This window comes from Dyella sp. GSA-30, assembly GCF_027924605.1.
GTDB lineage: Bacteria > Pseudomonadota > Gammaproteobacteria > Xanthomonadales > Rhodanobacteraceae > GSA-30.
On the sequence record NZ_AP027042.1, the window covers coordinates 949,154 to 973,713 of the forward strand.

A 24,560-nucleotide genomic window follows, 5' to 3' on the forward strand; every position below is an offset into this window, starting at 1 on the left:
GTCAGAGTGCCAGCGATACAGAGGCGAACCAGCTGCGGCCCGGCAACACGTAGTACGAGCCGGTGCTTCCGCTGACCGAGTTGATCACCAGGTTGTGCGCGTCGAACAGGTTGTCCACCTGCAGGCGAACCTTGTAGCTCTTGATCACCGAGCCGCTCAGGTTCTGGCCGTAACCCACGCTCATCGCTGCCTGCCAGAAGCCACCCGTCGAAATGGTCGAGGTGACCGACGATGCCTGATCGGGGTTGAAGCTCGAGTTGTAGCCCTTCTGGCTACCGGCATATTTGTCGAACAGCGACGCGAAGAAACCGTCGTTCTCGTACAGCACGCCGATGGCTGCCGTGCGGTCGGGCACATTGGGGATGTCCAGTCGCGAGCCCTTGAAGGTGGCGTCCTGCAACGACCCGTTGGCGAACACGCTGGTGCCGGCGCCGACGTAGTAGGTCATCTCCGCTTCGATGCCCTTGATATAGGCGCCCTTGGCGACGTAATAGACCGCATCGGTGGTGCCTGGGATCGTGGTCGAGAAAGCGTAGTTCTTGAAGTTGATGAAATAGACGTCGGCATCCGCATTGAAGCGATCGGTCTTGTAGACCGAGCCGAACTGGTAGTTCATCGTCTGCTCCGGATGCGCCTTGTTCAACGACGGATCCGGTACGTAGAACTCATTGAGATTGGGCGTCAGAAAGCCCTGCGCAGCCGTCGCATAGATGCTCCAGTCGTCGCGCAGCAGATAGTTGGCGGTCAGATAGCCGAGCGTCTTGTCCCAGGTCTGGCTGTAGCGCAACGGGACCTTGCTGGTCTGGTTGATCGGTGCCTCGATATCGCGGCTGATATCGAGGTATTTCACGCCGGGGGTGATGCTCAGCCCATTGATCGGGTGCCACTCGTACTCGGCATAGAGCTGCCCCGTGTGCAGCTGGTCCTTCATGATGTACTTGTACGGCCCGCTATACACACCCTTGGCATTGAAGCTGCCTTGCAGCGGCTGACCGGCCTTGACGTCGATGGCCTGATCACGGCCATAGTCGACGGCAACGCTGCTGCGCTGATTGTTGGTGTATTCGTACCAGCCGCCCGTGCGGAACTGGCCGTAGTCGTCGGCGTGCACCAGCGCGAAAGTGTCGCCCCAGGCACGGTAATTGTTGATCTTGATATAGCCGCCCATATTGGTCGGCGATGCCTTGGTGCCTACGTACGGGCTTTCGTGGCTGGTGTTGTCGTACGCGTAGGTATAGACCTTGTTGTCCAGCGACCAGGTCTCCGACAGTGCGCTGTGCACACCCAGGTACTCGAGATCGGTCTGCTTGGTCTGAAAGTTGTAGCAGGCGCAGTTGGTGCTGGTCGGATCGTTGTTGAGGCCGAAATTGCGTCCCAGCTGCGCGATCTGCTTCAGCGTCAGCGAACTCAGGTCGGGGTTGTTGAAACGGATGTAGTTGTAGTTGCTGAGAAACGTGATCTCGGTGCCGGTGCCGATCGGCTGTACATACTTGATGTAGCCGGTCTTGCGCGAAGTGTCGCCGTCGGTCTTGGCGGTGTCGGTGCTGATGTACTGGGCGCTGGCGATCAGCTTGCCGCCGCCCAGATCATCCAAGCGGCCCGTGTTGACTTCAAGATGCGTCAGCGAGGTGCCGTAGCTGCCGAAGCTCTGGGTGGGGATGAACGAGAACGAGTCCAGCGGATCCTTCGAACTGAGCGCCACGGTGCCGCCGAAGGTCGCCTCACCGATGGTGCTGGCGCTGCCGGGACCGCGATCGACGAGCACCTGGCCGATCATCTTGGCCGGGAAGTAGCTGCTGGTGTGATGGCTGAAATCGTTGGTATCGCCGAACGGAATGCCGTCGTAGGTGACGTTGTACTGGTTGTCGTTGAAACCGCGAAGGGTCATCTGCTTGGATTCGCCAAGGCCAGGTCCGGCCGGGCTGACATTGGTGACGCCCGGGGCGATCGCTGCGATCGTGGCGTAATCCGCCGTCGGCGCAACATGGTTGCTGATCCAGTCCAGCCCGATCACCGATTGCGGCTGGGTGATGGTCAGGTCGGCCTGGGTCGGTGCCTGGGTCAGCGCCGAATTGCTGACCGCACCCTGCACCTCGATCTCTTCCAGCTGCTTGGGCTGCTTGGTGGTCGCCGCAGCCGGCGCATTCGTCGCTGCCGTGGCCGCGTCGTCGGCGAAGGCGGGAGCGCTCAAGCAAAAGCCGGCCAGCATGGCCAGGGAGAGGGGGGCATGCCATTGCCGAATACCGCGAACTATTGGATGCAGAACAAGGGATTGCGCGCGAACGCGCGAGCGGCGGAAACGGCTTTGCATGGTGGCCTACACGGTGGGTGACGTAAGCCTGTTAGCGTGGGAGGCCCGTTTTACAGTTCTGTTGCACGAGGGTGATGTGGACCGGCGGTTTGCTTAGGCTTGTCTTAGGCGTCCTGTTCGCCCGACCCGTGGGGGCAGGTATGCTCAGGCGAAAACCTGGAAACGGACCTGTGCGCGAGCTATATCCCGAGATCGAACCCTACGCCACTCACCGGCTCGCTGTCGACGAGCTTCACGAGCTCCATATAGAGGAATGCGGCAACCCCGACGGATTGCCCGTGATCTTTCTCCACGGCGGTCCCGGCGTGGGATTGTCTCCTTACCATCGCCGCTTCTTCGATCCTGCGCGTTACCGCATCGTGCTGTTCGATCAACGCGGTGCCGGCAAGTCGACCCCACATGCGGAGCTGCGCAACAACACGACCTGGCATCTGGTTGCGGACATCGAACGCATCCGCGCGCATTTCGGTATCGAACGCTGGGTGGTCTTCGGCGGCTCGTGGGGTTCGACCCTGGCGCTGGCGTACGCGCAGAAGCATCCTGAGCCGGTGATCGGCCTGGTATTGCGCGGGATCTTTCTTGGCCGGCCGGGCGAGCTACGTTGGTTCAATGAACTCGACGGCGGTGCCTCGTGGATCTTTCCCGAGCGTTGGGCACATTACCTCGAACACATTCCGGTCCAGGAGCGCGGCGAGATGGTCGAGGCGTATTGGCGTCGACTCGATAGCCCCGACCACGCAGTACGCCTGGCGGCGGCCAAGGCCTGGAGTTATTGGGAAGGAGGCAGCACGAGTTTGCTGCATGATCCCAACGAGGCCGGCAACTTCGAAGATCCGCAGGTAGCGATAAGCGTCGCAAGGGCCGAGGCGCATTATTTCCGCCATGCGGTTTTTCTGAAACCCGATCAGCTTGTGCGCGACGTCGAACGTATCCGCCATATCCCGGCGACCATCGTCCAAGGACGCTACGACATCATTTGTCCGGTCAAGAGTGCCTATGATCTGGCCACTGCGTGGCCGGAAGCGGACTTTCACATTGTGATGGCGGGCCACAGCGCCGCCGACCCGGCGATTGTCGATGTGCTGGTCAGAGCCACCGATACCCTGGCCGATCGATATAGCTGACCGATATGCCCACCGTACCGGACGAGCGTCTTGCGATCATCTTCACGGCATCTGGATCATGTTAACCCGGTGCGAGACCTGAGGACCGCCTGGTTCTTGCCGCACTTGTCCATCCGATCCCAGGGACTTCATGTTGCGTTGCACGCGCGCTCTGACTGTCACGCTAGTCGCTTTGGCGATAGGCGCTTGCGCGTCACTCCCGACCGATAGCAAACACCCATCCAAGGCATTGCCGCCGGCCACGAAGACACCGACGGGTAGCTACATCCATGAGCAGGTCGACCAGCATCAGGATCTATCCGGATTTCGCCTGTTGACGCTCAATACGAATGCGCTGCTGAGCCGTATCGCACTGGCCGATCACGCGCAGCATTCGATCGACCTGCAGTACTACATTTTCGACAACGACGAGACGGGTCGGCTGGTGGCATTGCATCTCCTGCAAGCGGCCGATCGTGGCGTGCGTGTGCGCCTGCTACTGGACGATATCAATGTCAGCAACGAGGTCGATATGCTGGATGCGCTCGATGCGCATCCGAATATCGAGATACGGCTTTTCAATCCGTTCTCCACGCACAACCCTTCGTTCTTATCCAAGGCAATGCAATTCATGGTCGATGCGCACCGTCTGAATCGGCGCATGCACAACAAGTCGTTTATCGTGGACGGCAATGTGGCCGTGGTCGGTGGGCGCAATATCGGCAACGGCTATTTCGATGCCGGCGATAACACCAACTTTCGCGATCTCGACCTGATCGCCATTGGCCCGGTGGTCAAAGAAGCCTCGCGCACATTCGACGACTACTGGAACTGCGACGCGGCCTATCCACTCAAGGCCTTCCGTGGCAACCATGCCAATCACTACGATCTGGCGAAGCTGCGCACCGATCTTGCGCACGACGCGCGCAAATTCGCGCAATCGGATTACGCCCAGTCGACGCTGGATGAACTGCCCAATGGCCCCTCGGCGGACCATCCTGGTGCCTGGTTCTGGGGTACGGCCGTACTGGTCGCCGACCAGCCGGAAAAAATCGAAACCGATCATGACGAGCCGGCATTGCGCATCGGTCCACGGATCAAGGCCGTCACCGACAGTGCGCAGCAACAGGTGCTGTTGATATCGCCGTACTTTATTCCCGGCGACAACGGCGTGAACTACCTGGGCGATCTGGTTGCGCGAGGCGTGACCGTGAAGGTGCTGACCAATTCGCTCGCATCTACCGATGAGCCCGCCGTACACACAGGCTATTCGCACTATCGCGCGACGCTGCTGCACAAGGGCGTGCTGATCTATGAACTTCGGCCCGCGGCGGGGACGAGCCAAAAGGTGACGGCGCGCGGTACGTCCTCAGGCGTCAGCCTGCATGCGAAGGCCATCGTGGTGGACCGGCGGCAGGTCTTCGTCGGCTCGATGAACATGGACCAGCGCTCCAAGCTGTTGAATACGGAGATGGGAATTATCGTGGACTCACCGGCATTGGCCGAGGCGGTAGCCCAGTTCTTCGATTCCGCGGTACTGCCTGCCAATGCCTATCATGTCGTGCTGCGCAATCCGGATTCACTCCATAGCCATGCCTTGCAATGGCAGGCAAGCGATGGCGATAAGCCGTTGCGCTACAACCACGATCCGGACGCGGCCCTGCAACGCCGCCTTGAGGTAGCCTTGCTCCGGTTGCTGCCGATCGATGGCATGCTCTGAATCGCTGGACGAAAGGAAACACTTGATGCTCGCGCCCGTTACCGCCTCGATACGTCAGCATCGTGGGCTTGTTTGCACAGTCATGGCCATGTGGTTGCTATGGCTGGCCATGTTGACGCCGGCGATCGCCCAGCAGGACATCCCGCATCACGACATCGAACAGCAGAAGATCAACTATCTGATCGCTTCCGTGGAAGGGCTCAAAGACGTGTCCTTCATTCGCAATGGGTCCTCTTACAATGCCGAACAGGCGGCATCGCATATGCGCCTCAAGCTGCGCATGGCCGGAAGCCGGGTAAAGACCGCCGACGATTTCATTGTCTACTGCGCGACCGAATCTTCCGTCACCGGGATCAAATACACGATTCGCTTTCCGGATGGGCACACGATCGAATCGGCAACCTTCCTGCGTGACAAGCTGGCCAGCTTCAAGGCGTCGGACTGAGCTGGCCGGAGGGCGGGGCCTGGCTTGCGTGCGGCACACCACCCACGTTCGACGACACCAGCCCAGGGCTATATACGACGATCAGCAAGCTCAACGTAGAACGCGCTCGATTTACGATCCTGCCGCGCTGTTGCACACTGTCTCCGATGGGGCGTTCCTGGGGGATGGCATGAAGAAATCCAGACTTGAAGCATTCACCGATGGCGTGATCGCCGTCATCATCACCATCATGGTGCTGGAACTGAAGACACCGGCCGAGCCGACCTGGCCTGAGCTATTGAAGTCTTGGCCGGTCTTTCTGAGCTATATCCTCAGTTTTATCTACGTCGGTATCTACTGGAACAACCACCATCACATGTTGCAACTGGTGAAACGCATCAACGGCAAGGCGATGTGGGCCAACCTGTTTTTTCTGTTCAGCCTGTCGCTGCTTCCCTTTGCCACTGCATGGCTCAACGAGGCACACCCGCATCCGGCGCTGGTGCCCACGATCTTCTACGGCTTCATTCTTTTCCTGACCGCCGTATCGTGGGTGCCGCTGTCTCGTTCGTTGATCGAAGCCAATGGTGGCGCCGATTGCGAACTGGCCGAAGCACTCGGCTCGGACTGGAAAGGTAGATCATCGATCGTCATCTATGCGATCGCCATTGTGCTGGCGATCTACAACCCGATCATTTCCTGCGTGCTCTATGCGGTGGTTGCCGCGTTGTGGTTCATTCCCGATCGGCGCATCGAAAGCAGGTTGCTGGATAAGTAGACACCGCAAGAGCAAGGCCGTATGGCACGGCCTTGCTCGCTTGCTCAGCGCTCGTGTCGCTCGTGCGGCTGACCTCCGCCTGGATGACTCGGATGCGGTTGCGGCGCGCCATGAGGGGCACCGCCAGGCCGCGGTTCGCCTTGATGAGCCATGGCCGGTGGGCGCGCCTCTCCGAACGCCTGCGGCCTCGCATGCGGTGACATTTGTGGCTGGCCTGCGTGCGTGGCCTGCATGGCGTGAGCTTGCGTGTTGAAGCGATTCGCGCCGTTGTTCGGCATACCGGGCCGTTGACCGTTGGCGGGATGCGCGAAACCGGCCGAAGGCAATGCGTTGAGACGATTCGGCGCAGTCGCGGCATGGTTCTGCATCGCCATGGCGTGGGCTGCGCTCGCCTGTGGTGCACCGTGTGCAGCGACGACGTCGTGGCCGGCGAAAACACCTGGATGGGCCGTGGCCGCAATTGGCGGTGCGCCATGGTTGAACGATGCGCGCAGCGACTGGTTCTGGCTCGCCAGTTGGCGTTGTTGCATCTGCGCGGCGATCGGTGCGGTATGTTGCTCGTGCGCATAAGCCATTTCTTGCGATGACGGGCGCGTGCTGATGCCGCCATTGCCGCCGTTGTAGCTCACGCGATTGACCGTGACGTTGTTGATCACCGTCTTGTTGTAGACGTTGGTGATGTGCACGTTATTGATCTGGTTGACCGAGCGGTTGTAGTAAAAGCCGCCGTGCCCCCAGTAGCCACCGCCATAGCCGACGCCGGTGTAACCGAAGCCGTAATTGATGCCGCCGTAAAAACCTACGTGGCGGCCCCAGTAACCTGCATGAAAAATGTAGACGCCGCTGGACCAACCCCAATATCCCGGTGTCCACAGTGCACCGACATAGGGTGGCAATATCCAGGTGCCCGGCACCCAGAAGTAACCATCGTCGCCCCAGGCCCAGTAACCCGGCGTCCATATGTAGCCCGGCGCGGGAATCGCCGGCTGCACGTAGACGGGCAACACCGGTGGCGCGGTGGTGATCGTTACGCCAACGAACACGGCCGCTTCCGCCTTCGGCACGACAGAAACGCCGACGATGGCCAGGGCCAACGCAGCTGCGCCATGGCGAACCAGCAGCGTGCGACGAATGGACCGAATATTCCTCAATGCAAAGCTACGCATCGCAAGCCCTCCTGCAGTGAACGACAGGCAACTAAACGCCGCTCGCGATCGCAGGAACTACAGCGTGTGCTCGGCGAAGTTCGACCATGTTCAGCATGCGGAACAGCAATTCAGCCTCGTTGTCAGCTACACGACAGCGTAACCTCCGATCATCTCGCCGCGGGTTGACTCTGCCGCAACGCAGCACGACAATCCGCGCCACCGGACGCTACGTGCGACCGGTTTTCTGTCTGAACAAACCAAGGCATATGGACGTTTACCCTAGTCGCAACGTCGACATCCGCGAGCATCGGGTGCCGGCATTGCATAACAAGCTGATTGTCTGCGGCGACCGCCTGCGGTCGGCTGGCGCTTTCCTGGACTAGGGAAGACCGGCCCACTCCTGACGGTTGCCACAGGCGCCGTTACAAGGAGATGGGCTATGAAGCTCCTTCGCGAAATTCTTCTGCGCCTGCATGTGGCCGGCCCACGTTTGCTGGGCGTTCGACGTGCACGTTCCCAAGCGGTCTTGAAGGTAACGGTGCCCCAACCGTTGAGTGAGGTCGCGATAGCGCCCATCGCGCAGATCAGCCACACCCATTCCAAGCCGCTGCCCTACGCGGTCTCCACCGACGACCGTCGGCAAGCTGCATAGACGCCGCGCGCCGACTGCGCTGCTCGATGCTGCCCCCCGCCCGACCAAAGGAAACAAACGACCTTGGACCCAGACCCTAGCAGCGATCTTATTCCGATTCACCGACCGCACTGACGTTGTTTCCGAGCCATGCCCGGATGCGGCGACCGTTAGCGGTTTGACCGCGGGCGGGTGCGCTCACGGCTCTTGAGCCTCATGCCTCCCCTCTGCTCGCCTTCCCTGTAGCCGCCAGCTGCAGCGGGTGCGTTTGTGCCCGATCCCATCAGGGGAATAACCATGTTGTTTCGCTCAGAAAAAAAACTACTGCGCATTTATTTCATCGTGGCCTTGTCGTTGTCTGTCGCGGCGTGCTCGCACGACACATCCGGCCAGCAGGATCTCGCGCCTGCGGTCATAGCCGAACACGGGCAATGGCGCGTACCTGAAAAGTCTCCGCTGCGTACGCGGCTGAAAGTACAGAGCGTGGTGTTGCGCGACGTCAGCCAGCCGCTGATGGCGCCGGCCATGGTGGAGGCCGATCCGGCTCATACGGTCAATGTGCTTGCTCCGTTGACCGGGCGGGTTGCCGAACTGAAGGTTGCGCTGGGCGATCGTGTATCGCGCGGACAAGTGCTCGCGGTCCTTGTCTCTGGCGACTACGCACAGGCGACCTCCGATAGCACCAAGGCGACCGATGCGCTCGCCCTGGCCAGGAAAGCATTGGAGCGCGCCGAGGCGGTGAAAGAAGCGGGCGGCGCCGCTGAAAAAGACCTGGAAACGGCGCGCAGCGCGTTCGTGCAGGCGCAAGCGGAATACGCGCGCACGCAGACGCGACTGGCATCGCTTGGCGGTGTTTCTATCGGCAAGGGCGACATGCGTCGCATGCAGGTGCTGTCGCCCGCCGATGGCAGCATCACGACGTTGTCGACGGCAGCGGGCTCGTTCGCCAACGATCCGAATGCCGTACTGATGACCGTGACTGATCTGGATCATGTCTGGGTTACCGCGAACGTGGCCGAAAACGAAGCCAGGTTGATCGTGCCGAATCTGCACGCGGGCGTGACGCTGCCGGCATGGCCGGGTCGCGATTTCCACGGCACCGTACAGTCGGTGAGTGCTGTGCTCGATGCCGATTCGCGTCGCGTCAAGGCGCGCATTGTCGTGCCGAACGCGGACGGTGCGCTGAAGCCGAACATGTTCGCCACCGCCACCTTCCAGGTGCCGCAGCCGCAGGCCTTGCTGGTACCGCAGTCGGCCCTGCTGATGAACAACGACAGCGTCACCGTGCTGGTCGAAGTCTCGCCATGGGTATTCGTGCGCCGCGTGGTGGAGCTTGGCCAGGATATCGGCAACGAGGCACGCATCACCAAGGGACTGCAGCCGGGCGACCGTATCGTGGTCGCCGGTGGAGTGCTGATCAATGATTGAGAAGCTCATCAAATGGTGCTTGCACAATCGCACGTTGATGTTCGGTGTGGCGATCCTGGTTGTGATCTACGGCCATTACGCCTGGACGCAACTGGCGATCGAGGCTTATCCGGAACTTAGCGACGTGACCGCGCAGGTCACCACCCAGGTGCCCGGCCTGGCGGCCGAAGAAATCGAACAACAGATCACCACGCCGCTGGAACGCGCGCTCGCCGGCACGCCCGGTCTGGTCTCGATGCGTTCGAGCAGCACGTTCGGCTTGTCGTTGATCACCCTGGTTTTTCGCGATGGTGCGGAAGATTACTGGTCGCGCCAACGCGTCATGGAACGGTTGTCCAATGTCACCTTGCCTGCCGGTGTCACACCATCGCTCGATCCGGTGTCGGGCCCTGCCGGCGAGATCTATCGCTACACGCTCGAATCGGACAGCCAGAACCTGATGCAGCTATCCGAACTGCAGCGCTGGAAAGTGATTCCCGCCCTGCAGCAGGTGCCTGGCGTGGCGAACGTCGATAACTTCGGTGGCTTCACCAAGGAATTCCAGCTCGAAGTCGATCCGCAGAAGCTCTTGCAGTATGGCGTGGGCATGAACGATGTCATCACCGCCCTCAGCACCAACAACACCAATGCCGGCGGTGGCAGGGTGACGCGTGGCGAGCAATCCTATGTGATCCGCGGCGAAGGCTTGATGCGTTCGCTCAAGGATATGGGCGACATCGTCGTGACGCAGCACGATGGCAACCCGATCCGGGTAAGCGACCTGGGCAAGCTGCAGTACGGTCACCAGATTCGCGAAGGCATTCTGGGCAAGGACAACAACCCGGACACCATCGAAGGCATCGTCGACCTGCTCAAGTACGAAAATCCGTCCCTGGTGCTCAAGGACATTCACGCCAAGGTCGAGGAGCTGAACAAACAGCTGGCGCCTTTGAATGTGCGCATCGTGCCGTTCATCGATCGCGATGACCTGGTGCAGGCGACGGTAAGCAAGGTGTCGCATACCGTCATCGAAGGCGTGGTGCTGGTCTGCATCGTGCTGATTCTCTTTCTCGGCAGCCCGCGCAGCGCGATGGTTGCGGCGGTGACCATTCCGTTCGCGCTGGTTACCGTTTTTATTGTCATGCATTTCACCAAGATGCCGGCGAATCTCTTTTCGCTGGGTGCGATCGACTTTGGTGTCATCGTCGACGGCGCCATCGTGGTCACCGAGGCGATCCTGCGCAAGCGCGAAGCGCGGCCGCAATCGATGTTGCACGAGTCGGACATCATGGCGGCGACCAAGCCGGTGGCGCGGTCGATCTTCTTTGCCACGCTGATCATCGTGACGGCGTATGCGCCGCTGCTCGCGTTCGAACATGCCGAAGGCAAGCTGTTCTCGCCGATGGCCCATACGGTCGGCTACGCCCTGCTCGGTGCGTTGCTGTGTTCGCTGACCCTCGTACCCGCACTGGCTTTTCTGGCGCTGCGCAAGCCACGCAAGATGTTTCACAACAAGCCGCTGGAGCGTCTGCAATCGGGTTATCTCAAGTCGCTGGAACAATTGCTGCGCCGGCCGCGAATTTCGTACAGCATCGCAGGCGTTGCACTCATCGCGGTGGCCGTGCTTGGCGTGAGTATCGGACGTGAATTCCTGCCGGACCTGGATGAGGGTTCGTTGTGGGTGCAGGTACAGCTGCCGAACGGCCTGTCGCTGGAAAAAGCCAGCGAGATGGCGAGCGAGTACCGAAAAGTCGTGGGCGAATTTCCCGAGGTGAGTTACGTGGTCACCCAGCTCGGCCGCAACGATACCGGCAGCGATCCCTGGACACCCTCGCATATCGAATCGGGGGTGGGGCTCAAACCTTACGACGCCTGGCCATCGGGTGAAAACAAGGCCGATTTCGTGCGCCGCCTCAACCAGCGCCTGCAGCAGATTCCCGGCATCAGCGTCGGTATCAGCCAGCCGATCATCGATGGCGAGAACGACATGGTCGGTGGCGCGCATAGCCCGCTGGTGCTGCGTATCTATGGCGATGACTTCAAGGAACTCCGGCGGATCGGCAACGAGATCGTCGACGTGCTGCACGATACACGCGGCACCGCCGATGCATCGATCTTTCAGGAAGCGCCTATCCCACAGCTGACGGTCACGGTGAATCGCGAAGCCGCTGCACGGTATGGCATCAACGTGGCCGACATCAATACGCTGATCGAAACCGGCGTGGGCGGTGCACCCATTACGCAGGCCTATGTCGAAGACCGGGTCTACAACGTCACCGCGCGCGTACCGCATCAAGTGGCCGCCGATCCCGATGCATTGGGCCAGCTGGTGGTCACGGCACCTTCCGGCGCGCGCGTACCGTTGGCCATGCTCACCCGAATCTCGTTGCAGACGGGCGAAAGCACGATCGCGCACGAGCAGGGCCATCGCCAGTTGACCATTCGTATCGACAATCGTGGGCGCGCATTGTCCGACTATCTAGCCGACGCGCAGGACAAGATCGGCAAGACGGTCAAATTCGACGCGCAAAAATACCGGCTCGAATGGGCCGGTCAGTTCGAGAACCAGCAGCGTGCACAGGCGCGACTGGTGCTGGTGATGGGCCTTGTACTCGCGGTGATGACGGTGCTTCTGTTTGCCGAGTTCGGCAACTTGCGGCAGGCGCTGCTGGTGCTGGCGGCGGTGCCGCTGGCGACACTGGGCGGTCTGATCTCGCTGCATGTAAAGGGCGAGACACTCAACATCGCAACCGCGGTGGGGTTCATCGCCCTGTTCGGTGTAGCGGTGCAGAACGGCATCATCATGGTGGCGAACTTCAACCGCATGCGCCGCGACGGGCATGGCGTACGCGATGCCGTGTTGCTGGGCGCCAAGGAGCGCTTTCGCCCCGTCCTGATGACGGCGACCGTTGCCAGCGTGGGCATGCTGCCGGCGGCACTGGCCACCGGTATCGGTACCGATGTGCAGCGTGGCCTGGCGACGGTGGTCGTCGGTGGTCTCATCATCGCCACGCTGCTCACACTCTTCATTCTTCCCGCGTTCTATGACGTGCTCGAACGCACGGTCGAGCGTCGCCGACGCCATCCGAACCCGCCGAGGGAGATCTGATCATGCGTTCCTTGCAGACAACAATCATGTGGCTGCTATCGATCGGCGCAAGCAGCATGCTCGCCGGCTGCGCGGTGGGGCCTGACTATCATCGACCCGAGGCGCCCAAGGCGACAGACTATGCTCCTGCGCCGCAGGCAGATGCCACACCGGCCAAACCCGATAGCGGCGGTGACACCCAACGCCTGATCAAGTCGATGGATATACCCGGCCAGTGGTGGACCTTGTTCCGTTCCGCACCCCTGGACGCGCTTATCGACGATGCACTGAAACACAACCCCGACGTCGAAGCGGCGCACGCCGCGCTGCAGGTGGCATGGGAAAACGCTTATGCAGAGCGTGGCGCTTATTTCCCCACCGTCTCTGCTGGGGTCAATCCAACACGCCAGAAGAATGCCAGCGAAGTGGCCAGTGCCCTTTCGTCGAACGCCAATCTCTACACCCTCACTACGGCGCAGGTGAGTGTGTCCTATGCACCCGATCTTTGGGGTGGAACGCGGCGACAGGTCGAGTCGGCGGTCGCACAAGCCAACGCACAGCGCTTTGAACTGGAGGCGACCTATCTCACGCTTACATCGAATCTGGTCAACGCAGCGATCGAGGAAGCCTCGCTGCGCGCGCAGATCGATGCGACGCAGCAGATGATCGATGCGCAAACCAAGGTACTGGATACGTTGCGGCGTCAACAGGTGCTGGGTGACGTGGCTGAGGCATCGGTTGCGGCACAAGTTGCGGTATTGGAGCAAACGCGACAGGCGCTACCGCCGCTTCGAAAGCAGCTGGATCAACAGCGTGACCTGATCGCCGCGTTGAGCGGGCGCATGCCCGATCAGCCGGTCGAAGCGCAGTTCGACCTCGAAAGCCTGCACCTGCCGGCTGAGTTACCACTTAGCCTGCCGGCGGAGCTCGTCGAGCAGCGCCCGGACGTACGCGCCAGCGAGGAGCAACTGCATGCTGCCAGTGCGGCGATCGGTGTGGCGTTGGCCAACCGGCTGCCCAATGTACAGATCAGTGCCAGCCTGGGCAGCGCTTCGGAACAGACCAGCTCACTGTTCACGACAGGCACCGGATTCTGGAGCATCGGGGCCAATCTGACGCAGCCGTTGTTTGACGGTGGTTCCTTGAAACACAAGCAACGCGCGGCCGAGGCGAGTTACCGTCAGGCAGCGGCGCAGTATCGAAGCACGGTGATCTCCGCCGCGCAGAACGTCGCCGATGTGCTTCACGCGATCCAGGCGGATGGCGAAGCACTGGTCGCCGCGGAGCGTGCGGAGCGCGCCGCCATGCGGAGCTTGCAGATAGCCGGCAAGCAACAGGCGCTGGGCGACATCAGCGAGAGCAGCTTGCTTGTCGCCGAGCTGACCTGGCGGCAGGCGAGCCTGGCACTCATCCAGGCCAAGGCTGCGCGTTTCGCCGATACGGCGGCGTTGTTCCAGGCGCTGGGTGGCGGGTGGTGGAATCGCAAGGATGCCTAGCTTTCGGTGACCGGGATACGGCTCGCTGCCCCCTCACCCCAACCCTCTCCCCCGGCAAAGCCAGGGGAGAGGGAGCAAAAGCGCGCAGTGTTGAAGACTTGCCTCAATCAGCCCCCTCTTCCCTGGCTTTGCCGGGGGAGAGGGCTGGGGTGAGGGGGGCTCTTCAAGCCACCCCACAGCCACAAGCCATCGCGAAAACTTTCGCCGTAGCTCCGTGAAGATGTCCAACGGCCATGTGTTATATCTCCGCGACCATCGGGGGAGAGCGAAAGTGGCGATAGAGTGTGGCCGAGGCCCATGCGTGATTCACGCGGGTCGATAGAGCAGAGTGGTTCTCGTATGACTGGCTCCCGGTTCGCCCCCAGGTTGTTGCCGTACCGCCTGCGCCTGGCCATGGTCATGGCTTCGTCGCTGCTGGCCGGATGCGCCGTGGGGCCCGACTTCAAGCGGCCTGCCGCGCCGGAGGTCGATCGATACACGGCCCACCCCATCACCGAAACCGTCGCCAGTGCGAACGTGGCGGGCGGGGAGGCGCAGCGCTTCGCCAGCGGAGCGCAGATTCCCGGGGACTGGTGGACGCTGTTTCACTCTCAGCCGCTCAACGAGCTGATCGAGCAGTCGCTTGCCAACAATCACGACCTCAAAGCGGCACAGGCGGCGTTGTCGGCAGCGAGAGAAAATGTGCTGGCGCAACGCGGTACCTACTACCCGAGCGTGACGGCGAGTTTCTCGGCCACCCGCCAGAAGCAGGCCGGGACCATTGCGCCAACGCCCAGTTCGAATGCCTTTCAGTACAACCTGTTCACGCCGCAGGTCAGCGTTTCCTATGTGCCGGATATCTTCGGCCTGAATCGTCGAACGGTGGAGTCGGCGCAGGCGCAGGAGCAAGCGGTCCGGTTCCAGACGATCGCGACGCAGATCACCTTGAGCACGAACGTCGTAGCCGCAGCCGTGCAGCTCGCCGCCTTGCAGTCGCAAGTGGATGCGACGCGCGAGCTTATCGACCTCAATGCGCACATGGTGAAGATCCTGCGCGATCAAGTCGACAAGGGTTATGCGAGCGGGTTGGATCTGGCCGCACAGGAATCGCAGCTTGAGCAAACCCGTGCGATGCTGCCGCCCTTGCTCAAGCAGTTGGAGCAGCAGCGCGACTTGCTGGCCGTACTGGTCGGCCGCTTTCCGAGCCAGTCGGCGGATCTGTCCTTTGATCTTTCGAGCCTGAAGTTACCGCAGGAGCTTCCGCTGAGCCTGCCTTCGGAGATCGTTGCGCAGCGCCCGGATGTGTTGCAGGCCGAAGCCAATATGCATGCGGCCAGCGCGCAGATCGGTATCGCCATCGCCAATCGCCTGCCCAATATCGTGCTGAGCGCCAACGCCGGCAACACGGCCCTGGCCATGGACCAATTGTTCAACTCGGGCACGGGCTTCTGGGGCGTGGGTGCGGATATCACCGCGCCGATTTTCCAGGGTGGCACGCTATTGCATCAGGAACGCGCCGCCAAGGCGAACTATGTGGCCGCTGCCGAGCAGTATCGCAGCACCGTGATGACCGCGTTCCAGAATGTCGCCGACACCCTGGTGGCGCTCGACCAGGATGCCGCCGGTCTGAAAGCCGCCGCCGCCGCCGCGGATGCCGCCAAACGAACGCTGGATCTATCGCAGCGGCAATGGCAGGCCGGCTATGCGAACTATCTCTCGTTGTTGAGTGCGGAACAGTCCTATCAGCAAGCGCGGATCAGTCTGGTGCAAGCCCAGGCCAGTCGCTATGCCGACACCGCCGCGCTATTTCAAGCGCTTGGTGGCGGATGGTGGAATCGCGCGGATCTAGCCCAGGATAAAAATGGAAAATAAATCGCCCTACGGAGCGCCCTCGTTGAAACGTGGAAGACAACGCCTGCCGATTCCGGCCGCTGCCTTCGCGCTGCTTGTACTGGCGGTTGCCGGCTGCAGCGGCAAAAGCGATGACAGCGCATCGACTGCTTCGGTTACGGCGAGCAACGTGACACTGACACCGGATCAGCGCAAGAACGTCGGTCTGCACACCGTTGTGCGTTCGCGGTTCCAGCGAACGGTGGAAGCCACCGGCTCCGTGGATTTCGATAACGATCACGCCACGGCCGTGCTGGCGCCGATCTCCGGCCCGGTATCGCGGTTGTTGGTCGACATTGGCGACCATGTCAAGAAAGGCGATCCGCTGGCGATCGTGGATTCGCCGGATTTCGCTACCGCCATCAGCACGTATCGCAAGGCGTTGACCACGGCCCACACCGCGCGGCGGCTTGCCAATCTGGAAAAGGATCTGGTCGAGCACCAGGGCGTGGCCAAGCGCGAAGAGGACCAGGCCGAAACCGACGCTGCCAACGCCGACGCCGATCTCGAGGCTGCCCTGCAGGCACTGGTTTCGCTGCACGTCGATCCGCAGACGATCAAGGCGATCGAGCAAGGCCGGCCGATTTCGCACATCGATGGCGTCATCCGCTCGCCGATCGCTGGCACCGTCGTGGACAGGCAGATCGCGCCAGGGCAGCTTCTGCAGGCCGGCACCACGCCCGCCTTTACCGTGGCGGATCTGTCGCGTGTATGGGTGATGGCACAGGTTTCCGCCGCCGATCTTCCGTCGGTGGCCGTTGGCGACATGGCCGATGTCATGCCGGCCGCCGACTCAAAAGGCATCGCCGGCAAGGTCACCAATATCTCGTCGCTTGTGAATCCCGATACGCGCTTGGTGCCAGTACGTGTCGTTGTCGACAACCCGCAAAGCCTGCTGAAAAAGCAGATGTACGTCAGCGTGCGGATTCATTCGCAACAGGAGACGGAAGGTTTGTTGGTCCCGGTATCGGCCATTCTGCGCGACGAAGAGAACCTGCCGTTCGTGTATGTCGTCCAGCGCGACGGCAGCTTTGCGCGACGGTCGGTCAGTGTGGGCTATCGCGTCGGTGACCAGTTCGACATTCCTTCCGGCTTGCAGCCTGGGGAGCAGGTCGTGGTCGATGGCGGCATCTTTGTCCAGTTCATGCAGAACCAATGAGCGATCAGCAGCCATCCAACCTGCCGCCGTCGCGAACGGCGTCAGTCATGAACCGGATCGTCGCCGCGTCGCTGGCGCAACGATTTGTGGTCATCCTCATGATGCTGCTGTTGACGGGTGCCGGTGTGCGCTCGCTCCAGCGATTGCCGGTCGATGCCTACCCCGACCTGTCGCCACCCATCGTGGAAATCATCACGCAATGGCCGGGACATGCCGCCGAAGAAGTCGAGCGGCTGATCACGGTGCCGGTCGAGCGTGGGATGAACGGGGTGCCGAAAACCACCACGACGCGTTCCATTTCGCTCTACGGTTTGTCCGACGTCATTCTCACATTCCAGAATGGCACGGATAACAACTTCGCTCGCCAGGAAGTCTTCAACCGCCTGGGCGACCTGAGTTTGCCGAGCGGCGTAACGCCTTCCGTATCGCCGTTGTCCGCGCCATCGGGCCTGATCTATCGCTACGTACTGCAAAGCACCGATCGTTCGCCAATGGACCTCAAGACGCTCGAGGACTGGACGGTCGAGCCGCAGTATCGATCCGTTGCGGGCGTCGCCGACGACTCCGGATTCGGCGGCGGCACCATGCAGTACCAGGTGTTGCTCGACCAGACCAAGATCGCGGCGGTGGGACTATCCGCGGTCCAGGTCGAGGCCGCGTTGACGGCCAACAATGCCAACGCCGGTGGCGGCTTCTACTCGCAAGGTGGGCAGTTCTACTACGTGCGTGGCGCCGGTCGCATGGAAACGCTCGAAGATATCGGCAACGTGGTGGTGGCAGTGCACGACGGCGTGCCGGTGCTGGTGAAAGACGTTGGCCGCGTAACGATCGGCATCGCGCCTCGCCTCGGCGAGTTCGGCTACGAGAAGCAGGATGATGCGGTCGAAGGCGTGATCCTGTTGCGAACCGGCGAGAAAACCCAGGATGTCTTAAAGCGCGTCGAGGCAAAAACCCGCGAGCTTAATGACCAGATCCTGCCCAAGGACGTCAAGGTTGTACCGTTCTACGACCGCACCGATCTGATCACGCTGACTACCAGGATCGTCGAAGACAATCTGCTGCGCGGCATGTTGTTGGTCGTGGTGATTCTTATCTTTTTTCTCTACGATTTTCGCGCGGGCCTGATCGTCGCCACCACGATTCCGCTGGCGCTGCTTTTCGCCTTTATCTGTCTGGATCTACAGGGTGCTTCGGCCAACCTGCTATCCATTGGCGCGGTGGATTTCGGCATTCTTGTCGATGCCGCGGTCGTCATGGTGGAGAACATCTTCCGCCAGATCGCCGAGCGCAAAGGTACGCCGATCAACGTCAGGGAGATCATCCGCGACGCCGCCGCCGAAGTGGACCGACCGTTGTTCTATGCCGTGGCGGTCATCGTGGTCAGCTTCCTGCCGATCTATGTGTTGTCCGGGCCTTCCGGCACGTTGTTCAAGCCGATGGCGGACACGATGATTTTCGCGTTGGTCGGTTCGCTGGTGGTCACGTTGACCTTGCTGCCCGTGCTTTGCGCCGTATTCATGCGCAAGGGCGTCCGCGAACGGCGTAATCGCGTGTTCGAGGCGATCAAGTCGATCTATATCAAGGGCCTGGATTTCTGTCTGGCGCGCCCCTGGGGTACCGCGGCTGCCTCGGGCATCGTGCTGGTCGTCTCGTTGCTGCTCATCCCGCGCATTGGCGCCGAGTTCATGCCGCAACTGGACGAAGGTGCGTTGTGGGTGCGCGCGACGATGCCTTACACCATCTCGTTCGAAGAGGCGTCGAAGGTGACGCCAAAAGTGCGCGACATATTGCGCTCCTTTCCCGAAGTCACCACCGTCGCGTCGGAACTTGGCCGTCCGGATGACGGCACGGATGCGACCGGCTTTTTCAATGTCGAGTTCTATGTGGGCCTCAAGCCTTATTCGCAATGGACGGGCTCGTACCGCAACAAGGCCGCCTTGATCGAGGCCATCAACCATAAGCTGGAGGCTTTCCCTGGGATCATTTTCAACTACACCCAGCCGGCGGAAGATGCGGTGGACGAAGCGGAAACCGGTCTGAAAAGCGCACTGGCCGTCAAGGTTTTTGGTTCCAACCTCGATACGCTCGAGCAGAAAGGCAAGGCCATCAAACAGCTGCTGGAACACGTGCGCGGCATTCGCGACGTCACGCTGGTACGTGAGCTCGGGCAGCCCAGTCTTACCATCGACATTAATCGCGCCCAGATCGCTCGTTATGGCCTGAACGTCTCCGACATCAATGGCCTGATCCAGACGGCGATTGGCGGCGACGTGGCCACGCAAGTCGTGCAGGGCGAGAAGGAATTCGATCTTGTTGTGCGACTCGATGAGCCGTACCGCAACAACCCCGAAGAAATCCGGAACCTGCTGGTGACCACGCCAGCCGGGCAACAGATACCGCTCAAGGAATTTGCCAATATCCAGGTGACCAACGGCGCGTCATTTATCTATCGCCAGGACAACTCGCGTTACATCGGCGTGCAGTTCTCCGTTGAGGGTCGCGATCTTGCCGGTGCGGTGGAGGACGCCATCCAACAGGTGAACGCCAAGGTGAAGTTGCCGCAGGGCTACCGTCTGGACTGGGGTGGCGAATACACGGAATACACCGCATCGCGGGCGCAGCTGAATATCATTCTGCCACTGACACTCGGCTTGATCTTTTTGTTGCTGTTCACGCTCTACAGCAACTTCAAGTTTCCCTTCATTACCGTGCTTGGCGTGCTGCTGTCCGCGCCGGTGGGTGGCATCGTGGCACTGTGGATCACCGGTACGCCGTTCTCGGTGTCGTCCGGTGTCGGCTTCCTGGCCTTGTTTGGTGTCTCGGTACAGACCGCGGTCGTCTATATTTCCTACGTCAACGAACTTCGCCGCGGCGGCACCCCTCTCACTGACGCCATTCGCGAAGGCGCCATCTTGCGGTTGCGGCCGATCATGATGACGGCACTCGTCGCGGCGCTGGGTTTGCTGCCTGCGGCCCTGGCTACAGGCGTGGGTACGGATACCCAACGACCGTTCGCCCTGGTCATCGTCAGCGGCCTGTTCACGCGCCTCCTGATCAGCGTCTTTCTGATGCCGGTGCTTTACACGCTTGTTGCACGTCCTGATGATCGGTTGGAGGTGTGAGTCGGTTGCTGCGATCGGATGCCTGGCTGTCCTGGGAAGCTGCGGTCGCGACTGAGGCCGCGACCGCGCCACCACAACCGAGGTCGACAGACAGGCTTCAGCCGATCCGCATAGATAGTTCTACATCCTCGCCGAACGGTATGGACATATAGCCGTTGGCCGGCGAGCGTACGTAAGCCAGATAGTCAGGACTGTAATCGGCATTGTCGGCGACGATGAAGGCACCCGGCCTGAGGCGGCTCTCGACCAGGTGCAGAATCTCGGGATAGAGCGCTTTGGCGCCATCGAGCAGCAGCAGGTCGATCGTGTCGGGCAGATCGACGCGCAAGGTTTGCAGTGCATCGCCCTCCCGAATCTCCACCAGATCGATGAGACCGCCAGCCGTCAGATGTTCCCGGGCGCGCACCACTTTGGACGACTCGAACTCGCTGGTGATCAAGCGGCCACCGCCGTTATCCCGTAGAGCCGCGGCAAGGTGCAACGTCGAGATACCGAACGAGGTACCGAACTCGACGATCGTTCGCGCACCGCCACTGCGCGCCAGCATATAGAGCAGCACGCCGGTCTCTCGCGAAACAGCGAGAGGGAGGTCCTTGAGCTGACCGTAAAAGTCGATGTAATCGGTCTTGCTCCGCATCAGCCGCTGATGCTCGTCGGCAGAGAGGGCAGCCAGCGCCGGAATCGTTGCTGGTGATGCGGCATCGGCCTCCTTGAACAAGCGATCCAGCAATGGGGCCAGCGGGGTGGTAGCGAGAGTGGTCATGCAAATCTCCGTTTTGAGGTGCGTCCGTGAACGCGTCGGCATAGAATGCGACGAATTCGTCAGGTTCACTATTCGCATTGTCAGGCTGCCATGACCGATCGCCGAAACCCCCCGATTTCCCCACGAAAACAGCCAAAACAGGCTCGCTCGACCGGGCTTATCGCCATCATTCTGGAAGCGGCTGCTCAGGTTTTGGCGAAGGAAGGCGCGCAGCGCTTCACCACGGCGCGGGTGGCGGAGAAGGCCGGAGTGAGCGTCGGGTCGCTGTATCAGTATTTCCCGAACAAGGCGGCGATTCTCTTTCGATTGCAGAGCGACGAGTGGCGCCAGACGACTGGCTTGCTGCGCGACATCCTCGAGGACGTTCAGCGACCACCGTTGGATCGGCTGCGCATCCTCGTCCACGCCTTCATTCGTTCGGAATGCGAAGAGGCCGAGATGCGGGTAGCGCTAAACGACACCGCGCCGCTCTATCGCGATGCGCCGGAGGCGCAGGCGGCCAAAGCCTCCGGACAGCAAACCATCCAGGCCTTCATGCAAGAGGTATTGCCCGAAGCGTCGGAAGCTACTCGCATACTGGCGGGCGAGCTGATGACGACAACGCTCAGCACGGTGGGAAAGGATTTTTCGGAAAGCCCTCGAACCCCGATCGAGATCGAGGCTTATGCCGACGCCATGGCGGATATGTTTTGCGCGTACCTCGACCAGCTCAGGCGTAGCCCACCCAGCCCCGAAACGTAAAACCGGCATAGAACAGGCTGACATTCGAGAAGCCTGCTTCGCGCAGAATCGCTTCGTCCTGTTCCGGCGTGAGCAAGGTCAGCTGCGTGTCGATCGCCGCGCGTGCAGCCGCTGCCTTGTCGTGATCGATACCGGAGGACACCACGAAGGCGGCGTATCGCGACAGCCAAAGCGCTCGCTCGCCTTCCCCTTGCGGAATACTCAGGTGTGCGACCACGAAGGGCGCGCCAGGCTTCAAGCGGCGATGCACTTCGGCCACGGTTCGTCGTCGTTCTTCGAGCGTCAAGAAGTGCAAGGTCAGTAGACAGGTCGCCGCGTCGAACGGCCCGGTCGGAGCGTCATCGATATAGCCTTGATGCAACGTCGCTCGTGAGGCGAGTGGCCCCAGAACCTGTTCGGCGAGCTTCAGCATCTCGGGAGCAGGGTCGACACCGTCGAAGGTCCAGCCCGGTTGGGCCTGCGCGAAGGCTTTCAACTCCAGCCCGCCGCCGGCGCCCAGAACCAGTACCCGGCCGTCTTCCGGGACGCGCTCGGCAAGCAGCAGCGTCGTCATGCGTTGCATGCCTTCGTAGCCCGGCACGATGCGTGGGGGGCCTTCGGTGTAACGGGCTACGGCTTGCGAATCGGAGAACGGATCCATTCGGCTTGCTCAAGTCGGGGATCGAATAACTTTATCCGGAAACCGAGACGAGCAGCGAGTTGAGCATCGAGTCGAAGCGCAGAAAATTTTGACGATCCTTGCGGCTGCAGATGGCTCTTCACGCTCATATGTCGAGCGTGAAGAGTCTATCTACCCACGTGTGGCGTCGCTCAAGTGCCCGCAGGCACGCATTCCCAGGTAGCGTGACCATTGATCACGCCGACGAATTTTGCCACTTGCCCTGGTGGACATACCGGCGCGTTGGCAAGGCCATGCTGCTGCTCACCTGCATTGCCGATGTCGCCGGCATTCGCAGTGAGCGTCCCAGCGATCAGAACCAGTCCAGCGAAGACCATTTTCATAACGGTGTTCTCCCTTCTTGGCGGGCACAGTTTGATAGAGCAAAGCGGCCAGAGACGTGCCCGTAACTCCGGCATGCACAATGCCGACTGTCACCGTATAGTCCCTTCCAAATCGGCCCGCAACCGAATAACGCCGATGGGCTCTGGCGTTCAGATAATAATGCGACGCACGTATTCTTTTTGAGCACCCTTTCCACAAAGGATGCCTCGAATAACCTCGGTTTTTTCATATCGTCATCCAGGCGTAGGCTGGGGCCCAGTGACTTCGGCTGTTGGTTTTCGCGAGTAAAATTCATCGCTTTTACGAAAACCCAATAATGTCGCCACTGGGTTCCGGCCTACGCCGGAATGACGAGTAGGAGACCATTCGAAGTTCCTTGAAGGCAAGGTGTCGATCCCATGAACACCAGGGCCAGCGTTGTCGGCAGCAAAAAATATCGGCCTTTTTACACCGGTGCGATGCCAGCGTTTGCGACAATCCCATGTACTCTCCAATGCATGTGACCCCTTATCACCTGAGCAACGGTGATCCGGCAGTCAGCGTCGAACGTCGTGGCATTCCGGATCAATCATCATGCATGTCGTAAAAATCAACCCAGGCCGCGAAAAATCCGCGCTGCACCGACATCCCTGGTTATTTTCCGGAGCAATGAATCCGCCGGCAGGTACGCCAGGATCAGGCGAAACGGTCAGGGTGCTGGACACCAACGGTCGCTTTCTGGGCTGGGCGGCATGGAGCGGCGAATCGCAGATACGCCTGCGCTTCTGGAGTTTCGACGAGCGTGAAACCATCGATCGGGATTTTTTCCGGCGGCGCTTGAGTCGCGCGATCGAGCTACGCAGTGGCATGGACCATGCGAGTAACGCCATGCGCCTGGTGAACGGCGAGTCGGATGGGCTTCCCGGCCTGATCGTCGATCGCTATGGCGAGGTGTTGGTGATGCAATTGCTCGCCGCCGGTCCGGAATCCTGGCGCGATGTCCTTTGCGATGAGCTGCAGGCACTCACCGGCGTGCAAGCCATCTACGAGCGCTCCGATGCGGATGTACGAGAACTGGAAGGGTTGCCGCTACGCAGCGGCTTGTTGCGCGGCGAGCTGCCGGCGGTCACGGATATCATCGAACATGGCCTGCGCTATCGCGTCAATGTCGCGGCAGGCCAGAAGACGGGTTTTTATCTTGATCAGCGCGCCAATCGACACCGCATCGGCAGCCTGGCCAACGGCGCGGATGTGCTGAACTGCTTTTGCTACACGGGTGGTTTTTCCCTGGCCGCATTGCGTGGCGGCGCTCGGTCGGTGTTATCGGTGGACAGTTCCGGCGATGCTCTCGACGCCGCGCGCGTCAACCTGAGCTTGAATGATCTGCCCAGCGAACGCGCCACATGGATGGAGGCTGATGTCTTTCAATACTTGCGTCGGCTGCGCGATGAGGGCCGAAGCTACGACTTGATCGTACTGGACCCACCGAAATTTGCCCCGACGGCGCAGCATGTGGAACGCGCCTCACGTGCGTACAAGGACATCAACCTGTGGGCCATGAAATTGTTGCGCACAGGCGGCCACCTCGCCACCTTTACCTGCTCCGGCGGCATGACTGCCGAATTGTTTCAGAAGGTCGTGGCGGGTAGCGCCTGGGACGTGAGAGCCGATATGCGGTTGATCGAGCGATTTACGGCGGATATCGACCATCCCGTATCACTGAATTTTCCCGAAGGCGACTATTTGAAAGGGTTGCTCTTGCGGAAGGTCTAGGGATGTTTCCTGGGCGTAACGTGAAGCCGATAAGTTCCTGAGGCC

18 protein-coding genes are annotated in these 24,560 nt (G+C 60.9%); 13 read left to right on the forward strand and 5 right to left on the reverse strand.

What is annotated here, in order from left to right; translation table 11 throughout:
- Position 1 precedes the first annotated feature (1 nt).
- Positions 2–2,191: a TonB-dependent receptor gene (locus QMG46_RS04240; protein ID WP_281851236.1), complete on the reverse strand. Its 2,190-nt coding sequence runs from the start codon at positions 2,189–2,191 to the stop codon at positions 2–4.
- A 290-nt stretch (positions 2,192–2,481) separates the two neighbouring features.
- On the opposite strand from QMG46_RS04240, the gene pip reads away from it, so the two are divergent.
- From pip to QMG46_RS04260, 4 genes are all read left to right on the forward strand, one after another.
- Positions 2,482–3,435: a prolyl aminopeptidase gene (pip, locus tag QMG46_RS04245; RefSeq protein ID WP_281851237.1), complete on the forward strand. Its 954-nt coding sequence runs from the start codon at positions 2,482–2,484 to the stop codon at positions 3,433–3,435.
- A 130-nt stretch (positions 3,436–3,565) separates the two neighbouring features.
- Positions 3,566–5,134 (forward strand): phospholipase D family protein, encoded by a 1,569-nt coding sequence (locus QMG46_RS04250; protein WP_281851238.1) that lies wholly within the window; start codon positions 3,566–3,568, stop codon positions 5,132–5,134.
- Positions 5,135–5,159: 25 nt separating this feature from the next.
- Entirely contained in the window at positions 5,160–5,579 is a 420-nt protein-coding gene (locus tag QMG46_RS04255; protein ID WP_281851239.1) for a DUF5329 family protein, read from the forward strand.
- A gap of 169 nt (positions 5,580–5,748) precedes the next feature.
- Positions 5,749–6,336: a TMEM175 family protein gene (locus QMG46_RS04260; RefSeq protein ID WP_281851240.1), complete on the forward strand. Its 588-nt coding sequence runs from the start codon at positions 5,749–5,751 to the stop codon at positions 6,334–6,336.
- A gap of 44 nt (positions 6,337–6,380) precedes the next feature.
- On the opposite strand, the gene QMG46_RS04265 is transcribed toward QMG46_RS04260, so the two are convergent.
- A complete protein-coding gene (locus QMG46_RS04265) occupies positions 6,381–7,502 on the reverse strand; it encodes a YXWGXW repeat-containing protein (RefSeq protein WP_281851241.1) in 1,122 nt (373 codons plus the stop codon).
- A 421-nt stretch (positions 7,503–7,923) separates the two neighbouring features.
- Between QMG46_RS04265 and QMG46_RS04270 the strand changes: the two genes are divergently transcribed.
- From QMG46_RS04270 to QMG46_RS04300, 7 genes are all read left to right on the forward strand, one after another.
- Entirely contained in the window at positions 7,924–8,136 is a 213-nt protein-coding gene (locus tag QMG46_RS04270) for a hypothetical protein (RefSeq protein WP_281851242.1), read from the forward strand.
- Positions 8,137–8,412: 276 nt separating this feature from the next.
- The gene (locus QMG46_RS04275) at positions 8,413–9,543 is read left to right on the forward strand and encodes an efflux RND transporter periplasmic adaptor subunit (protein WP_281851243.1); all 1,131 of its coding nucleotides are present in this window, start codon (positions 8,413–8,415) and stop codon (positions 9,541–9,543) included.
- The gene (locus tag QMG46_RS04280; RefSeq protein WP_281851244.1) at positions 9,536–12,631 is read left to right on the forward strand and encodes an efflux RND transporter permease subunit; all 3,096 of its coding nucleotides are present in this window, start codon (positions 9,536–9,538) and stop codon (positions 12,629–12,631) included. Before QMG46_RS04275 ends, QMG46_RS04280 begins: the two co-directional genes overlap by 8 nt.
- 2 nt (positions 12,632–12,633) lie before the next feature.
- Positions 12,634–14,106, forward strand: a complete 1,473-nt coding sequence (locus QMG46_RS04285; protein WP_281851245.1) for an efflux transporter outer membrane subunit — start codon at positions 12,634–12,636, stop codon at positions 14,104–14,106.
- A gap of 339 nt (positions 14,107–14,445) precedes the next feature.
- Positions 14,446–15,957: an efflux transporter outer membrane subunit gene (locus tag QMG46_RS04290; RefSeq protein ID WP_281851247.1), complete on the forward strand. Its 1,512-nt coding sequence runs from the start codon at positions 14,446–14,448 to the stop codon at positions 15,955–15,957.
- A gap of 22 nt (positions 15,958–15,979) precedes the next feature.
- Positions 15,980–17,134, forward strand: a complete 1,155-nt coding sequence (locus QMG46_RS04295; RefSeq protein ID WP_281851248.1) for an efflux RND transporter periplasmic adaptor subunit — start codon at positions 15,980–15,982, stop codon at positions 17,132–17,134.
- 47 nt (positions 17,135–17,181) lie between these two features.
- On the forward strand, positions 17,182–20,256 hold the full coding sequence (locus tag QMG46_RS04300) for an efflux RND transporter permease subunit (RefSeq protein WP_281851249.1): 3,075 nt from the start codon (positions 17,182–17,184) through the stop codon (positions 20,254–20,256).
- Positions 20,257–20,353: 97 nt separating this feature from the next.
- Here QMG46_RS04300 and QMG46_RS04305 read toward each other — a convergent pair whose 3' ends face one another.
- Entirely contained in the window at positions 20,354–21,019 is a 666-nt protein-coding gene (locus QMG46_RS04305; protein WP_281851250.1) for an O-methyltransferase, read from the reverse strand.
- 90 nt (positions 21,020–21,109) lie between these two features.
- Here QMG46_RS04305 and QMG46_RS04310 point away from each other — a divergent pair, with 90 nt between their 5' ends.
- Positions 21,110–21,760, forward strand: a complete 651-nt coding sequence (locus tag QMG46_RS04310; RefSeq protein ID WP_281851251.1) for a TetR/AcrR family transcriptional regulator — start codon at positions 21,110–21,112, stop codon at positions 21,758–21,760.
- Here the strand turns inward: QMG46_RS04310 and QMG46_RS04315 are convergent.
- Together QMG46_RS04315 and QMG46_RS04320 are read right to left on the reverse strand one after the other, a co-directional pair.
- A complete protein-coding gene (locus QMG46_RS04315) occupies positions 21,729–22,400 on the reverse strand; it encodes a class I SAM-dependent methyltransferase (RefSeq protein WP_281851252.1) in 672 nt (223 codons plus the stop codon). The genes QMG46_RS04310 and QMG46_RS04315 overlap by 32 nt on opposite strands.
- Positions 22,401–22,570: 170 nt before the next feature.
- A complete protein-coding gene (locus tag QMG46_RS04320) occupies positions 22,571–22,762 on the reverse strand; it encodes a hypothetical protein (protein ID WP_281851253.1) in 192 nt (63 codons plus the stop codon).
- A 574-nt stretch (positions 22,763–23,336) separates the two neighbouring features.
- Here QMG46_RS04320 and QMG46_RS04325 point away from each other — a divergent pair.
- Complete coding sequence (locus QMG46_RS04325; RefSeq protein ID WP_281851254.1) at positions 23,337–24,515, forward strand: class I SAM-dependent rRNA methyltransferase; 1,179 nt, start codon at positions 23,337–23,339, stop codon at positions 24,513–24,515.
- The last annotated feature ends 45 nt before the right edge of the window (positions 24,516–24,560 follow it).

Bases quoted from the DNA above. Each gene is read 5' to 3' on its own strand.
- QMG46_RS04250 (WP_281851238.1), top strand. From the start codon at position 3,566: ATGTTGCGTTGCACGCGCGCTCTGACTGTCACGCTAGTCGCTTTGGCG.
- QMG46_RS04255 (WP_281851239.1), top strand. From the start codon at position 5,160: ATGCTCGCGCCCGTTACCGCCTCGATACGTCAGCATCGTGGGCTTGTT.
- QMG46_RS04260 (WP_281851240.1), top strand. From the start codon at position 5,749: ATGAAGAAATCCAGACTTGAAGCATTCACCGATGGCGTGATCGCCGTC.
- QMG46_RS04265 (WP_281851241.1), bottom strand. From the start codon at position 7,502: ATGCGTAGCTTTGCATTGAGGAATATTCGGTCCATTCGTCGCACGCTG.
- QMG46_RS04270 (WP_281851242.1), top strand. From the start codon at position 7,924: ATGAAGCTCCTTCGCGAAATTCTTCTGCGCCTGCATGTGGCCGGCCCA.
- QMG46_RS04275 (WP_281851243.1), top strand. From the start codon at position 8,413: ATGTTGTTTCGCTCAGAAAAAAAACTACTGCGCATTTATTTCATCGTG.
- QMG46_RS04280 (WP_281851244.1), top strand. From the start codon at position 9,536: ATGATTGAGAAGCTCATCAAATGGTGCTTGCACAATCGCACGTTGATG.
- QMG46_RS04285 (WP_281851245.1), top strand. From the start codon at position 12,634: ATGCGTTCCTTGCAGACAACAATCATGTGGCTGCTATCGATCGGCGCA.
- QMG46_RS04290 (WP_281851247.1), top strand. From the start codon at position 14,446: ATGACTGGCTCCCGGTTCGCCCCCAGGTTGTTGCCGTACCGCCTGCGC.
- QMG46_RS04300 (WP_281851249.1), top strand. From the start codon at position 17,182: ATGAACCGGATCGTCGCCGCGTCGCTGGCGCAACGATTTGTGGTCATC.
- QMG46_RS04305 (WP_281851250.1), bottom strand. From the start codon at position 21,019: ATGACCACTCTCGCTACCACCCCGCTGGCCCCATTGCTGGATCGCTTG.
- QMG46_RS04310 (WP_281851251.1), top strand. From the start codon at position 21,110: ATGACCGATCGCCGAAACCCCCCGATTTCCCCACGAAAACAGCCAAAA.
- QMG46_RS04315 (WP_281851252.1), bottom strand. From the start codon at position 22,400: ATGGATCCGTTCTCCGATTCGCAAGCCGTAGCCCGTTACACCGAAGGC.
- QMG46_RS04320 (WP_281851253.1), bottom strand. From the start codon at position 22,762: ATGAAAATGGTCTTCGCTGGACTGGTTCTGATCGCTGGGACGCTCACT.
- QMG46_RS04325 (WP_281851254.1), top strand. From the start codon at position 23,337: ATGCATGTCGTAAAAATCAACCCAGGCCGCGAAAAATCCGCGCTGCAC.